The following is a 12,425-nucleotide window of genomic DNA, read 5'->3' as shown; positions in this document are numbered from 1 at the left end:
GTTACGCGCGCTCGTAGATGGTGAGAGTATCGGGGCCGAATGTCTCGCTAGCATGAACCTTGTAGGCCGGCGACTGCGTGATTTTCGACAGGGGCAATGCATCGAGCGCATCGACGCCATCAGGGCCCACCTCTTCCGCCCCGCGGAACAGCCAGATCTCGTCGACGAGGTCGGCGGCCACGAACGAGGCCGCGACATGGCTGCCGCCCTCAACCATCAGCCGCGTGATGCCCTTGTCGGCCAATGCATGCAGCACGGCCGGAAGATCGAGCCCGGCTGCACCATTCGACGGCATGCGCATGATTTGCGCACCGGCCGCGCCCAGCCGGGTCGCAGCGGCCGCTTCCGCAAGCTCGGACGCCATCACCCAAAGCGGCGTCTCGCGCGCGGAGCGCACCAGCCGGCTCGAAGCCGGAATGCGCAGGCTCTGGTCGAGCACCACGCGCACCGGCGAGCGCGCCGCCATGCCCGGCAGGCGGCAATTGAGCTGCGGATCGTCCGCCAGCACCGTGCCGATCCCGACCAGGATGGCATCGCTCGAGGCGCGCAACAGATGCACCCGGTCGCGCACGGCCTCGCCGGTGATCGCCAGCGGCTTGCCACCTTCAGCCCCGATCTTGCCGTCGGGCGAGACCGCAAGCTTCAGGATCACATGCGGACGCTTGTCCCTGATCCGGCGGAAATGACCCGCATGGTCGAACGCCGCTTCCGCGGCGCATAGACCTACATCCACTGTGATGCCGGCAGCACGCAACCGGGCGTGGCCCTGCCCCGCCACATCAGGATTGGGATCCTCGATCGCCGCCACCACGCGCTTGATGCCGGCCGCGATCACCGCATCGGCGCAAGGCGGTGACTTGCCGAAATGCGAGCATGGTTCGAGCGTGACGTAGAGCGTGGCGCCGCGCGCCGCCTCGCCTGCGCGCCGCAATGCTTCAGGCTCGGCGTGAGGTCGTCCGCCGGCTTGCGTCCAGCCGCGGCCGAGGATGACACCGTCCTTGACGACAACGGCGCCCACGGCCGGATTGGGCCAGGTGCGTCCCTGCCCGCGCCGGCCGAGCGCCAGCGCCAGCTGCATGAAGCGGCGATCGGCGTCCTTGGACTCCCGGATCTTTGCTGCGAACTGATCCTCCAGGATACGGAAGATCATTTGCGGATCGCGGCGAGCCGCGCTTCCTCCTCACCGGAGAGCTCGCCGAGCACGTCGGCGAAATCCTTGGCCTCGCGGAAATTGCGATAGACGGAGGCGAAGCGCACATAAGCAACGTCATCGAGCGTGCGCAGATGCTCCATCACGGTCTCACCGATCACCTCGGAAGAGATCTCGGCCTCGCCCCCGGTCTCGAGCTCGCGCACGATGGTGGAGACCATCTTCTCGACCCGCTCTGGCTCGACCTGGCGCTTGCGAAGCGAAATCTGCACCGAGCGCATCAGCTTGTCGCGGTCGAACGGCACGCGGCGGCCGTTGCGCTTGATCACCGTGAGCTCGCGCAGCTGCACGCGCTCGAAGGTGGTGAAGCGGAAATTGCAGGCGACGCACACGCGCCGCCTGCGGATCACGGACGAGTCCTCGGTCGGACGCGAGTCCTTCACCTGCGTATCGAGACTGTTGCAGTTCGGGCAGCGCATCCGTTGACCTTAACCCGTTTTCTTGGCCTTACTGATAGATCGGGAACCGGTCGGTGAGCGCCTTGACCCGTTCCTTGATCGCGGCTTCCACCAGCGGCGCCTTGCCGTCAGAGGACTGCGCGATCGCATTGAGAACCTCGGCGATCATGCCGCCGACCTGCTGGAATTCAGCGACGCCAAAGCCGCGGGTCGTCGCCGCCGGCGTGCCCAGACGAATGCCTGAGGTGACAAACGGGGACTCGGGGTCGAAGGGAATACCGTTCTTGTTGCAGGTGATGGCAGCGCGCACCAACGCCTTTTCCGAGGCGTTGCCCTTCAGGCCTTTCGGCCGGAGGTCAACGAGCATCAGATGGTTATCGGTGCCGCCGGAGACGATGTCGAAACCGTGGCTCTTCATCGCCTCGGCCAGCGCCTTGGCGTTCTCGACCACGTTCTTCGCATAGACCTTGAAGTCCGGACGCAGCGCCTCGCCGAAGGCCACCGCCTTCGCCGCGATCACATGCATCAGGGGGCCACCCTGCAGGCCCGGGAAGATCGCCGAGTTGAACTTCTTGGTCAGCGCCTCGTCATTCCACAGCATCAGGCCGCCACGCGGACCGCGCAACGACTTGTGTGTGGTGGTCGTGGTGACGTGAGCGTACGGCACGGGCGATGCATGCACGCCGCCGGCAACGAGGCCCGCGAAATGCGCCATATCGACCAGCAGATACGCGCCGACGCTATCCGCGATCTCGCGGAAGCGCTTGAAGTCCCAGGCGCGCGAATAGGCCGAGCCACCCGCGACGATCAGCTTCGGCTTCACTTCTTCGGCCTGCTTGGCGACGGCGTCCATGTCGATGATCTGGTCCTCGCGGCGCACCGTGTAGTGCGCGGCCTTGAACCACTTGCCGCTCATGTTGACGGGCGAGCCATGGGTGAGATGGCCGCCGGCCGCAAGGTCGAGGCCCATGAAGGTGTCGCCGGGCTGCAGCAGCGCCAGAAACACCGCCTGGTTCATCTGGCTGCCGGAGTTCGGCTGCACGTTGGCGAAGTTGGCGCCGAACAGCTTCTTGGCGCGGTCGATCGCAAGGTTCTCGGCGACGTCCACCCACTCACAACCGCCATAGTAGCGCGCGCCCGGATAACCTTCCGCGTATTTGTTGGTCATCACCGAACCCTGCGCTTCCAGCACGGCCCGGCTGACGATGTTCTCGGAGGCGATCAGCTCCACTTCGTGGCGCTGCCGGCCGAGCTCGCCCTTGATGGCGGCAGCGATTTCCGGGTCGGCCTGCTCGAGCGAGGCGGTGAAGAACGAATCGGGCGCGTTGGCGGTCTTGGCTGACGTCATCGTGGAATATCTCCACCGCCGCAGCCTTTTGGCGGGCTACGGGGGTCTGGTGTGGCGATCGGAAGCGGCGAGCGCGATCTACCACATCCCCCCGCCCCGGCCAAGCATTTGCGGGTCAGGCGGGGGAATTATGCCAGATATGGTGGAGACTGCCGGGACCTCGAGGCCCCGCGAGCTTGCGGGAGACCCCGGTATCGAGGCGCGGATTGGACGGTCAGGCGTCAAATCCCTGCAAATGGGGCGCTGGCCCTCGGGAATGGCAATTGGTCCGGACTGCTGACCTGCAGGCCAGCCCGTCTACAGCCCGGTATACCCCGCCTTCACCGGGTCAATGCTGCCGTCGAGCTGGCGCAGATAAGTCAGGCCGCAGACCGTTAGCCTATGGGTGTCCTTCTCGCCGGCTTCCACCAGGGTGTTGATGTACTGCGTCACCTTTTCCCGCGCCTCCTCGCTCGCCGCCGCCGTGCGATTGGCGAGCAGGTCATAGGTCTTCATGATGCGGTCGATGGCGGCTTCCATGGCACCCTCTGGCTGTCCTAGATTTTGGGAGTCTTGATCAGGCAACCGCTCTGGCCTCGCCCTGCGCTTCAAATCGCGCGATCGCCTTGTTGGCGAGCCTGATTTTGTTGAATTCGCCGTGCTGGAGCAGCTTGATGATGATCTCGAGCAGGCGTTCGTTGGTGACGAGCGTGTCGGGGATCGCACCGGAACGGCGCAGGTAATTCGCAGCGATGGCATAGGCATCGCTCACGAGCTCGACGTTCATTGCCTGCAACCCGCGCTCGACCAGCATGGCGTCCTCCGATCCAGGAAGACAACTGCGACGCGAGCGACCGGTTCCGCCGATCAGGCCAATTATTTCGCAAGCGCGAAAGGACGTCAAAACGCACCGGTCCAGGCAAAGCCGGGCCGGCGCGCTTGGGGGAAGTCAGGCACGTCAGGAGGCCTGCCGGTCTTGTTTGGGGCCGGCTTGGCTTTAATCCCTTGGAACTCAGAGGCGATACAGGATCTGGTCGGTCCAGAATCGCTCGAGGCGGTGCAGCGACTTGTTGAGGGTCGAGAACTCCTCGCCCGAGATGCCGCCGACCTGCTCCACCGTCTTGACGTGCTTCTGGTAGAGCGCGTCGACTATGCGGCGGACTTCCTGGCCCTGCGGCGTCAGACGAATGCGCACCGAGCGGCGGTCAACGCGCGAACGCTGATGGTCGAGGAAGCCGAGCTCGACGAGCTTCTTCAGATTGTAGGAGACGTTGGAGCCGAGATAGTAACCGCGCGTGCGCAGTTCGCCCGCGGTCAGCTCCTTGTCGCCGATGTTGTAGAGCAGGAGCGCCTGCACGGAATTGATGTCGGCGCGGCCACGACGATCGAACTCGTCCTTGATCACGTCGAGGAGCCGGCGATGCAGCCGCTCCACCAGAGTCAATGCTTCCAGATAGAGCGACTGCACCGAACCCTGCGGGCCGGAAACGCGCTCTGCGGTATCTGCCGCAGTTGCGACGGCTTTCATCATGACACTTCCCCTGTTGTCGTTTTTATCGACACTTATTCGACGAAACTTGTGTCCCGTCTGATAGGTGCAACTTAAGGGGGGCGTTTGAAGATCGGCTTAAATAAGAGAATAAAGAGATCATGAATTTAAGACAGTGAATTGCGGATTAAGCCTGTGCCACAAGCACTTTTCGAAAGCCTCTGTTGACCGTCGCAAGGTCCTGTTCACCCTCCGTCCGCCGCTGCTGTCACATTCCAGCACAGCCCCGCCCCATTTCGAAACGCACGCGTAAGAGCTGTGGCGGAAACCGCTAGGTCAACGAAAACTTACCTCGAATTTTAGGCAACCAGCGGTCAACCAAGTCACCACGAGAGCGCACGTCCTCTCGTGTCCCGGACAAGCGAAGCGAAGGCAGAGCCGGGACCAAGAAGCCAAAAACGCGACCGCGGAGAGATGGGCCCGGCTCTGCGACGCATCACGCCGCAAGTGCGGCGCGCTGCATCGCGTCCGCGGCGCGAGAGTATTCTTTGATAACGGAGACGTCGGCTACGGCGGCCGTTCGCGCGCGGCCATCCAGGCGAGCGCCAGATAAGCGGCGAGCATGAAGGCCTCGACGCCCACGACGACCAGGCTGCCGCCATAGATGCCCGGAAACATCAGCTCGATCACGGCCATCGAGACCACGGTCGTGAGCCACACCACCGCGCCCCAGGGCGTGGCGAGCCAGAGGCCGACCGCAGCGACGAGCTCGATGACCGCGAAGTAAATGGTCGAGGCCTGCCAGGCCATCGACTGGTTCTCGAAGGCATCGTCCTCGCCGCCGACGAAGCCCGTCACCTGTGCCCAGTGATAGAGGCCCTTGAGGATCGACAGCAACGCCATCACCCGCAGGAACAGCACCAGCCGGCGGGTCCAGACGTTGTCATCGGACTCGGTGCGCTCCGACGAGATCGCCGCCACCGACATCGCGCTGTCTCGCGCATTGTCTCTGACGGCGTCCCTGGCATTGGCGCTGTCGCGGGCCGCATCGCGGGTGGAGATCTCGGACATAGCCCCTTCTGGCTGTTTCGCCTCGCAAAATCAATCGGCTGCCATCACCTTGCGGGAGGTCAAGCCGCGGTGACGGGAACCATGCGAGCTGGTATAAGAATAATTCCAGCCGGGAGAAGAGTGATGGCGATCAAATACGGACGTCCGATCGAACTGCGCGAGGTCGCGCGCGGGACGGGTACAGCGGTGCCTCATGCCCTCGATCTGACCGTTCGCCCCCGCCGCAACCGCAAGGCCGAATGGGCCAGGCGCATGGTGCGCGAGAACGTGCTCACCACCGATGATCTGATCTGGCCGCTGTTCCTGATCGACGGCGACAACAAGCGCGAGCCGGTCGCCTCGATGCCCGGCGTCGAGCGCCTCAGCGTCGACCAGGCGGTCCGCGAGGCCGAGCGCGCCATGAAGCTCACGATCCCCTGCATCGCGCTGTTTCCCTATACCCATCCGTCCCTGCGCGACGAGGAGGGCTCGGAAGCGACCAACCCGAACAATCTCGTCTGCCAGGCGGTGCGCGCGATCAAGAAGGAATTCCCTGACATCGGGGTCCTCTGCGACGTCGCGCTCGACCCCTTCACCAGCCATGGCCATGACGGTCTGATCTCCGACGGCAAGATCCTGAACGACGAGACGGTCGCGGTGCTGGTGCGGCAGGCGCTGGTGCAGGCCGAAGCCGGCTGCGACATCATCGCGCCCTCGGACATGATGGACGGCCGCGTTGCCGCGATCCGCGAAGGATTGGACCGCGCCGGCCTGCTCGACGTGCAGATCATGGCATATGCCGCAAAATACGCCTCGGCCTTCTACGGCCCGTTCCGCGACGCCATCGGCTCGGCCAAGACACTCACCGGCGACAAGCGCACCTATCAGATGGACAGCGCCAACAGCGACGAAGCACTGCGCGAAGTCGAGCTCGACATCGCGGAAGGCGCCGACATGGTGATGGTCAAGCCCGGCCTGCCCTATCTCGACGTGGTGCGCCGTGTGAAAGACACGTTTGCGATGCCGACCTTCGCCTACCAGGTCTCCGGCGAGTACGCGATGATCGCTGCCGCCGCCGGCAACGGCTGGCTCGATGGTGACCGCGCGATGATGGAGAGCCTGCTCGCCTTCAAGCGCGCCGGCGCCGACGGCGTGCTTAGCTATTTCGCGCCGAAGGCCGCGGAGAAGCTGCGCGCGCTGGGGTAATCCCGCGCGGTCTTTCCGCCCCCGAATCGCCGGAATATTTCGGCTTGTTAATCCGGCTGCGCCCTTGGCAGGGGACGAGCCTGTTCCCATGTCCTGCCACGGGAGTTTCCCCTGGGAGAACGGACATGTCGTATTCGGATTCGGGCAATGCCTGGCGCAATGACGGTGCTGCGCAGCCGCACGCCTATGATCCCTATCAGCATCCGGAACTGTTCCGCGGTGTCGCGACGCGGCGGGTGTTCGCGTTCCTGATCGACATGATCGTGATCTCCGTGCCCGTCATCCTCGGCTACATCTTCATTGCCCTGTTCGGCGTGGTGACGCTCGGCATCGGCTGGGCGCTGTTCTGGCTGGCCTGGCCGGCCTCCGTGATCTGGGCCATCGTCTATTACGGCGCCTGCATCGGCGGTCCCTCATCGGCGACGGTCGGGATGCGGATCATGGACCTGGAGCTGCGCACCTGGTACGGCGCGCCCGGCTACTTTGTCCTCGGCGCGACCCATGCCGTGCTGTTCTGGGTGACCGTCTCGTTCCTGACGCCCTTCGTCGTGCTGATCGGCCTGTTCAATGGTCGCCGGCGCCTGCTGCATGATTTCGTGCTGGGAACGGTCGTGATCAACAATTCCGTCCGGGCGCCCGTGGCTCAGACCGCGAGGACCTGGTGAGCAAGAGCCTATCAACCAGGATCGACTAAGCTGACTGAGCTGACCCGCCGAGCAGACCGATTGACCAAGGGCTTCTGGAGCGCGATGCTGACAGCCACTTCGGAGGCCCACGACGTCCCTTGACCCAGCACTCGCGCGACACCCCACAATTTTACCTCACGGCGCCCTCCCCTTGCCCGTATCTGCCGGGCCGGCATGAGCGCAAGGTGTTTACGCACCTCGTGGGTGACCGCGCCGGTGATCTCAATGACCTCCTGACCCATGGCGGGTTCCGCCGCAGCCAGTCGATCGCTTACCGGCCGGCCTGCGACCAGTGCCGCGCCTGTGTCTCCGTCCGGGTCATCGCCAACGAGTTCCGCCCCTCCCGCAACTTCCGCAAGGTGATGGCGCGCAACGCCGACATCATCGGCGAGCAGCGCAGCGCGGTGCCGACCTCCGAACAATATTCCATCTTCCGCGCCTATCTCGACGCCCGTCACCGCCACGGCGGCATGGCCGACATGACCGTGCTCGACTACGCCATGATGGTGGAGGACAGCCACGTCGAGACCCGCATCATCGAGTACCGCAAGCGGGGTCCCGACAGCGGCCTCACCGGCCGCGGCGAAGAGCTGATCGCGGTCGCGCTGACCGACGTGCTGAGCGACGGCCTGTCGATGGTCTATTCGTTCTTCGAGCCGAACCAGGTCAGCCGCTCGATGGGCACCTTCATGATCCTCGACCACATCGCGCGGGCGCGGCGGCAAGGCTTGCCTTACGTCTATCTCGGCTACTGGATCGAAGGGTCGAAGAAGATGGACTACAAGGCCCGCTTCCTGCCGCAGCAGCGCCTCGCCCCCTCAGGCTGGCTGCGCATCGACGCACAAGGCGATGCGGCGTCCGAGCCGCAGGATTAACGCGCTCACCCCAACAGTACATCCACCAGCAGCTTCACGTTCAGAACCACGATTACACCCGCGACGATCCACGCGATCGCGGCGACCGACGCGGGAATCGCGAACTGGCCCATCTTGCGGCGATCCGAGACGAAGCGGACCAGCGGGATCACGGCGAAGGGAAGCTGCATCGACAGCACGACCTGGCTGAACACCAGCAAATCCGCCGTGCCGCGCTCGCCGTAGATTGCGGTGACGACGATGACAGGGACGATAGCGATGCCGCGCGTCAGCAGGCGGCGCGCCCAGCTCGGCAGGCGCAGATCGAGAAAGCCTTCCATCACGATCTGGCCGGCGAGCGTCGCGGTCACGGTCGAGTTCAGGCCCGAGGCGAGCAGCGCGACCGCGAACAGTGTCGAGGCGATACCGAGACCGAGCAAGGGCGAGAGCAGCTCGAACGCCTGGCCGATCTCGGCGACGTCGGAATGGCCGCTGGTGTGGAAGGTCGCGGCCGCCACCACCAGGATCGCGGCGTTGATGAACAGCGCCAGCATCAGCGCTATCGTGGAATCCGTCGTCGCCCATTTGATCGCTTCGCGACGGCCTTCGTCGTCGCGCGCATAGGCGCGCGTCTGCACGATCGACGAATGCAGATAGAGATTATGCGGCATCACGGTCGCGCCGATGATGCCGATCGCGATGTAGAGCATCTCGGGATTGGTGAAGATCTCGCTCTTCGGCGCAAAGCCGCGCAGCACGTCCGCGATCGGCGGCGCAGCAGCGACGATCTGGACCGCAAAGCAGATCGCGATCACCGAAAGCAGCGCCATCACGAAGGCTTCGAGGAGGCGGAAGCCGCGGTTCATCAGGACCAGCAGCAGGAACGCATCCAGCGCTGCGATCAGCGCACCGCCGATCAGGGGAATGCCAAACAGAAGCTTCAGCGCGATCGCGGTGCCGATCACCTCGGCGAGATCGCAGGCGATGATCGCCGCCTCGCAAGCGAGCCAGAGCAGAAAGTTGACGGCGGGCGAATAAGTCGCGCGGCAGGCCTGCGCGAGATCGCGGTCGGTGACGATGCCGAGCCGCGCCGCCAAGGACTGCAGCAGGATCGCCATGAGGTTCGAGAGCAGGATGACCGCGAGCAGCGTGTAGCCGAACCTCGACCCGCCGGCGAGGTCGGTCGCCCAATTGCCGGGGTCCATGTAGCCGACCGAGACCATGTAGCCCGGGCCGATGAAGGCCAGCAGCCGCCGCCACCACGTCCCTGCCGTCGGGAGGGGCACCGTGGCGTTCACCTCGGCCAGGCTCTTGGTCGCGGGCGCATCATCGCGCCAGCCGGCCGAGTCCTGGGTCAGGCCGCGAGTGAGATCCTGGGTCAGATCGGGCGATCTAGCATCCATGCTGGCAGAATACCGGGATAGGCTTTTATTGCAACTCATTTGCAACTGCATCTAGCCGCATCGGTTCCCGTCATCGCGCCATCGACCCGGCCCTGTCGGGAAGCGGGTGGGTTTGGCCGTCCCGGGTCTCCGATACTGGCGCCATCAAGACTTTGCAGGAAATGCGCCATGTCAAATCCGTCCCGTCTCCCTGACACCTTCAATCGCCTCGCCTGGTCCAACCTCGCGGCTCAATCGGCCGAGCAGATCGCCCTGGCCGCAGCGCCCATCGTCGCGGTGCTGACGCTGGGTGTGGCCGAGGGCCAGACCGGCCTGCTCCAGACCGCCCTCACCTTGCCCTTCGTCCTGTTCGCCATCCCCGCCGGCCTGCTCGCCGACCGCATCTCGCGCCGCGCGCTGATGGCAGGCGCCGAGGCGCTACGCGCGGCGGCGCTGGCTGCGATCGTTCTCCTGCTCGCGCTCGGCGCGCTCAATCTGCCGCTGCTGGCGCTACTCGGCTTTGCCGCGGCATGCGGCACTGTGGTCTACAGCGTGGCCGCGCCCGCGCTGGTGCCCTCGCTGGTGAGCGCAGAGCTGCTGCCGGCTGCGAATGCGCGGATCGAGCTGGCCCGCACCATCGCCTTCGCAAGCGGTCCTGCGCTCGGCGGCGCGCTGGTGGGATGGTGGGGTGCGAGCCCGGCCTTCGGCTTTGCCGCCACGCTCTCGGCGATCGCCGTGATCCTGCTCTCCGGTCTCTACGAACCGACCCGTGCGCCGATGCCGCGCCGTCATCCGTTCCAGGACATCCGCGAGGGCGCCGGTTTCGTGTTTCACCATCCGCTGCTGCGGCCGGTGTTCATCACCCAGTTTATCTTCAACACCGGCTGGTTCCTGCAGATCGCGGTGTTCGTGCCCTATGCAGTGCGCCATCTCGGTCTGACCGCCGCGGGCGTCGGCACGGTGTTGACGATGTACGGTGTCGGCATGGTGATCGGCGCGCTGTTCGCAACGCGCGTGATGCAACGCATTGCGTTCGGCACGGTCGTTGGCCTCGGCCCGATCACCGGCTTCGTCGCGGCCCTGGTGATGGCGCTGACGGTGCTGGTGCCCTCGCCGTGGCTTGCTGCCTTGAGCTTCTTCCTGCTCGGCGTCGGCCCGATCCTCTGGGTGATCTCGACCACGACCTTGCGCCAGTCGGTGACGCCCCCGCGTCTGCTCGGCCGGGTCTCCGCCATCAACATCATGAGCTACGGCGCCCGCCCGCTCGGCTCGGCACTGGGTGCGATCGTCGGCGGCATCTGGAGCGCGGAAGCGTGCCTCTATCTCGCGGCGGCCGTGTTCGGCGTGCAGGCGCTGGTGATCTGGCTGTCACCGGCGGTGGCGCTGGACCGGCAGCCGGCGATGGTGGGGGATGAAGTGGCGGCACGGTGCTAGCCACAGGCGTCATTGCGAGGAGCCCTTCGCGACGAAGCAATCCAGAATCCTTCCGCGGAGATCATCTGGATTGCTTCGCTGCGCTCGCAATGACCGCGTGGGCGGCGACACCAGTGCTTAATTCGCCAGATACCGCTCGTAGCTCCCGGTCACGGGCTCGCTCGCATCGACCTCGGGGTCGAGCGTGTAGAGATCCTGCGCGCGGCCGATGCCGCGCAACGCGTAACGGCCGGTGGAGACGAGATAGCGGCGACCGGCGGCGTCCAGGCCCTTGTAGAATTCCGCCGACGCCAGCACTTCGCGATCGACCGAGCGGCTCATCGAGGCGATGCGGCTGACCTCGTTCACGGTCGGCCCCACCACTGTGAAATCGAGCCGGTCCTCGCTGCCGATATTGCCGTAAAGGACCTCGCCGACATGCAGCCCGATATAGGCCGATGTGGTCGGACGGCCCTCCGCCGCGCGGCGTGCATTCAGCGCCGCGACATTCTGGCGGAACAGGTGCTCGGCTCGCAGCGCGGCGCGCCGCGCATCCGCCATGTCCGCAGCCGTGAACATCGCGAGCACGCCGTCGCCGATCAGCTTCAGCACGTCGCCGCCGGCTTCGTGGATCGCGTCGATCACGGCCTGCGCATAGTCGTTGAGGAACGGGATGATCTCGTCCGGCCCGATGCTCTCGCTGATCCCGGTCGAGCCGCGCAGATCCGAATACCAGAGCACGGCATTGATGCGTTCGGTGACGCCGCGCGAGATGCGCCCGCGCAGAACCTGCTCGGAGGCATCGCGTCCGAGATAGACCCGTCCCAGCGTCCGCACGATGTCGACCTGCTGCGCCGATTTGATCGCGAGTCCCAGCACCGGCACGAGATCGCGCAGCGCGGCGAGCTCGGCTTCGGCAAAGCCGTCGTCACGCCGCGTCGTCCAGTAGGAGTAGAGGCAGTCCATCTGTCCGAGCGCGCCGGTCTCACCGAAGCGGTGCACGAACGCCAGGAAATGGCGGTGACCGTTTTCGGCGAGGTCGCCGATCTGCGAGAAATCGAGCGAGGGCGCATCGGCAAGATCGAGCACCATCTCGTCGTGGCCATGCTCGAGCAGATGATAGAACACCGAGCGCCGCCAGTTCTTGGCGGCATCGCCTTCAGCCGTCGAGCCGTATTCGACGACGTCGCTCTCGTTGGTCGGCGTATCGCTCCAGCGAAAGGCTCGGCCCTCGTAGATCGGATGCAGCGTATCGATGACCACGAGCCCGCGCGAGAGTTCCAGCCCCTCGGCGCGGCAGCGCTCGCAAAATCCCCGGAGCAGATCGGGTTCGGGAAGACCGGTGAGCCCCTGGCCGGCCAGCCAGTTCATCAGCGCGAGGCGGGAGGTTATTTGCATGCGCTATTATGG

General features: G+C 65.2%; 13 protein-coding genes. 4 read left to right on the top strand and 9 right to left on the bottom strand.

Going from position 1 to position 12,425, the window contains the following annotated elements; translation table 11 throughout:
• Position 1: 1 nt before the first annotated feature.
• From ribD to IF809_RS09245, 7 genes are all read right to left on the bottom strand, one after another.
• Positions 2-1,150 carry a bifunctional diaminohydroxyphosphoribosylaminopyrimidine deaminase/5-amino-6-(5-phosphoribosylamino)uracil reductase RibD gene (gene ribD, locus IF809_RS09275; protein ID WP_462837428.1) on the bottom strand — a complete coding sequence of 383 codons (1,149 nt, stop codon included), beginning with the start codon at positions 1,148-1,150 and terminating at the stop codon, positions 2-4.
• Positions 1,147-1,629 carry a transcriptional regulator NrdR gene (gene nrdR / locus IF809_RS09270; RefSeq protein WP_011087793.1) on the bottom strand — a complete coding sequence of 161 codons (483 nt, stop codon included), beginning with the start codon at positions 1,627-1,629 and terminating at the stop codon, positions 1,147-1,149. The genes ribD and nrdR overlap by 4 nt, the downstream gene beginning before the upstream one ends.
• A gap of 28 nt (positions 1,630-1,657) precedes the next feature.
• Positions 1,658-2,956: a serine hydroxymethyltransferase gene (gene glyA / locus IF809_RS09265; RefSeq protein ID WP_453983537.1), complete on the bottom strand. Its 1,299-nt coding sequence runs from the start codon at positions 2,954-2,956 to the stop codon at positions 1,658-1,660.
• 297 nt (positions 2,957-3,253) lie between these two features.
• A complete protein-coding gene (locus IF809_RS09260) occupies positions 3,254-3,475 on the bottom strand; it encodes a hypothetical protein (RefSeq protein WP_128966621.1) in 222 nt (73 codons plus the stop codon).
• 37 nt (positions 3,476-3,512) lie between these two features.
• Positions 3,513-3,749: a hypothetical protein gene (locus tag IF809_RS09255; protein ID WP_128966622.1), complete on the bottom strand. Its 237-nt coding sequence runs from the start codon at positions 3,747-3,749 to the stop codon at positions 3,513-3,515.
• A 198-nt stretch (positions 3,750-3,947) separates the two neighbouring features.
• Complete coding sequence (ldtR, locus tag IF809_RS09250; RefSeq protein WP_128966623.1) at positions 3,948-4,466, bottom strand: transcriptional regulator LdtR; 519 nt, start codon at positions 4,464-4,466, stop codon at positions 3,948-3,950.
• Positions 4,467-4,991: 525 nt separating this feature from the next.
• Positions 4,992-5,495, bottom strand: a complete 504-nt coding sequence (locus tag IF809_RS09245; RefSeq protein ID WP_128966624.1) for a DUF6163 family protein — start codon at positions 5,493-5,495, stop codon at positions 4,992-4,994.
• Positions 5,496-5,618: 123 nt separating this feature from the next.
• Here IF809_RS09245 and hemB point away from each other — a divergent pair, with 123 nt between their 5' ends.
• The 3 genes from hemB (at position 5,619) to IF809_RS09230 (ending at position 8,241) form a co-directional block, all read left to right on the top strand.
• Positions 5,619-6,680: a porphobilinogen synthase gene (hemB, locus tag IF809_RS09240; protein ID WP_462837427.1), complete on the top strand. Its 1,062-nt coding sequence runs from the start codon at positions 5,619-5,621 to the stop codon at positions 6,678-6,680.
• 125 nt (positions 6,681-6,805) lie between these two features.
• Positions 6,806-7,345, top strand: coding sequence for an RDD family protein (locus tag IF809_RS09235; protein WP_453997408.1), 540 nt, complete (start codon positions 6,806-6,808; stop codon positions 7,343-7,345).
• Positions 7,346-7,464: 119 nt separating this feature from the next.
• Complete coding sequence (locus IF809_RS09230; protein WP_128966627.1) at positions 7,465-8,241, top strand: arginyltransferase; 777 nt, start codon at positions 7,465-7,467, stop codon at positions 8,239-8,241.
• Between the two features lie 5 nt (positions 8,242-8,246).
• On the opposite strand, the gene IF809_RS09225 is transcribed toward IF809_RS09230, so the two are convergent.
• Complete coding sequence (locus IF809_RS09225) at positions 8,247-9,623, bottom strand: Nramp family divalent metal transporter (protein WP_462837426.1); 1,377 nt, start codon at positions 9,621-9,623, stop codon at positions 8,247-8,249.
• A 168-nt stretch (positions 9,624-9,791) separates the two neighbouring features.
• Here IF809_RS09225 and IF809_RS09220 point away from each other — a divergent pair, with 168 nt between their 5' ends.
• A complete protein-coding gene (locus IF809_RS09220) occupies positions 9,792-11,036 on the top strand; it encodes an MFS transporter (RefSeq protein WP_462837425.1) in 1,245 nt (414 codons plus the stop codon).
• Positions 11,037-11,153: 117 nt separating this feature from the next.
• On the opposite strand, the gene IF809_RS09215 is transcribed toward IF809_RS09220, so the two are convergent.
• Complete coding sequence (locus IF809_RS09215; protein WP_462837424.1) at positions 11,154-12,413, bottom strand: adenylate/guanylate cyclase domain-containing protein; 1,260 nt, start codon at positions 12,411-12,413, stop codon at positions 11,154-11,156.
• Positions 12,414-12,425: the final 12 nt, after the last annotated feature.

The sequence above is a fragment of the Bradyrhizobium sp. UFLA06-24 genome, from assembly GCF_054967145.1.
Note: the sequence above shows the minus strand (reverse complement) of the source record. Positions and strands in the feature narration are given on the sequence as shown.

Bases quoted from the DNA above. Each gene is read 5' to 3' on its own strand.
- ribD (WP_462837428.1), bottom strand. From the start codon at position 1,150: ATGATCTTCCGTATCCTGGAGGATCAGTTCGCAGCAAAGATCCGGGAG.
- nrdR (WP_011087793.1), bottom strand. From the start codon at position 1,629: ATGCGCTGCCCGAACTGCAACAGTCTCGATACGCAGGTGAAGGACTCG.
- glyA (WP_453983537.1), bottom strand. From the start codon at position 2,956: ATGACGTCAGCCAAGACCGCCAACGCGCCCGATTCGTTCTTCACCGCC.
- IF809_RS09260 (WP_128966621.1), bottom strand. From the start codon at position 3,475: ATGGAAGCCGCCATCGACCGCATCATGAAGACCTATGACCTGCTCGCC.
- IF809_RS09255 (WP_128966622.1), bottom strand. From the start codon at position 3,749: ATGCTGGTCGAGCGCGGGTTGCAGGCAATGAACGTCGAGCTCGTGAGC.
- ldtR (WP_128966623.1), bottom strand. From the start codon at position 4,466: ATGATGAAAGCCGTCGCAACTGCGGCAGATACCGCAGAGCGCGTTTCC.
- IF809_RS09245 (WP_128966624.1), bottom strand. From the start codon at position 5,495: ATGTCCGAGATCTCCACCCGCGATGCGGCCCGCGACAGCGCCAATGCC.
- hemB (WP_462837427.1), top strand. From the start codon at position 5,619: ATGGCGATCAAATACGGACGTCCGATCGAACTGCGCGAGGTCGCGCGC.
- IF809_RS09235 (WP_453997408.1), top strand. From the start codon at position 6,806: ATGTCGTATTCGGATTCGGGCAATGCCTGGCGCAATGACGGTGCTGCG.
- IF809_RS09225 (WP_462837426.1), bottom strand. From the start codon at position 9,623: ATGGATGCTAGATCGCCCGATCTGACCCAGGATCTCACTCGCGGCCTG.
- IF809_RS09220 (WP_462837425.1), top strand. From the start codon at position 9,792: ATGTCAAATCCGTCCCGTCTCCCTGACACCTTCAATCGCCTCGCCTGG.
- IF809_RS09215 (WP_462837424.1), bottom strand. From the start codon at position 12,413: ATGCAAATAACCTCCCGCCTCGCGCTGATGAACTGGCTGGCCGGCCAG.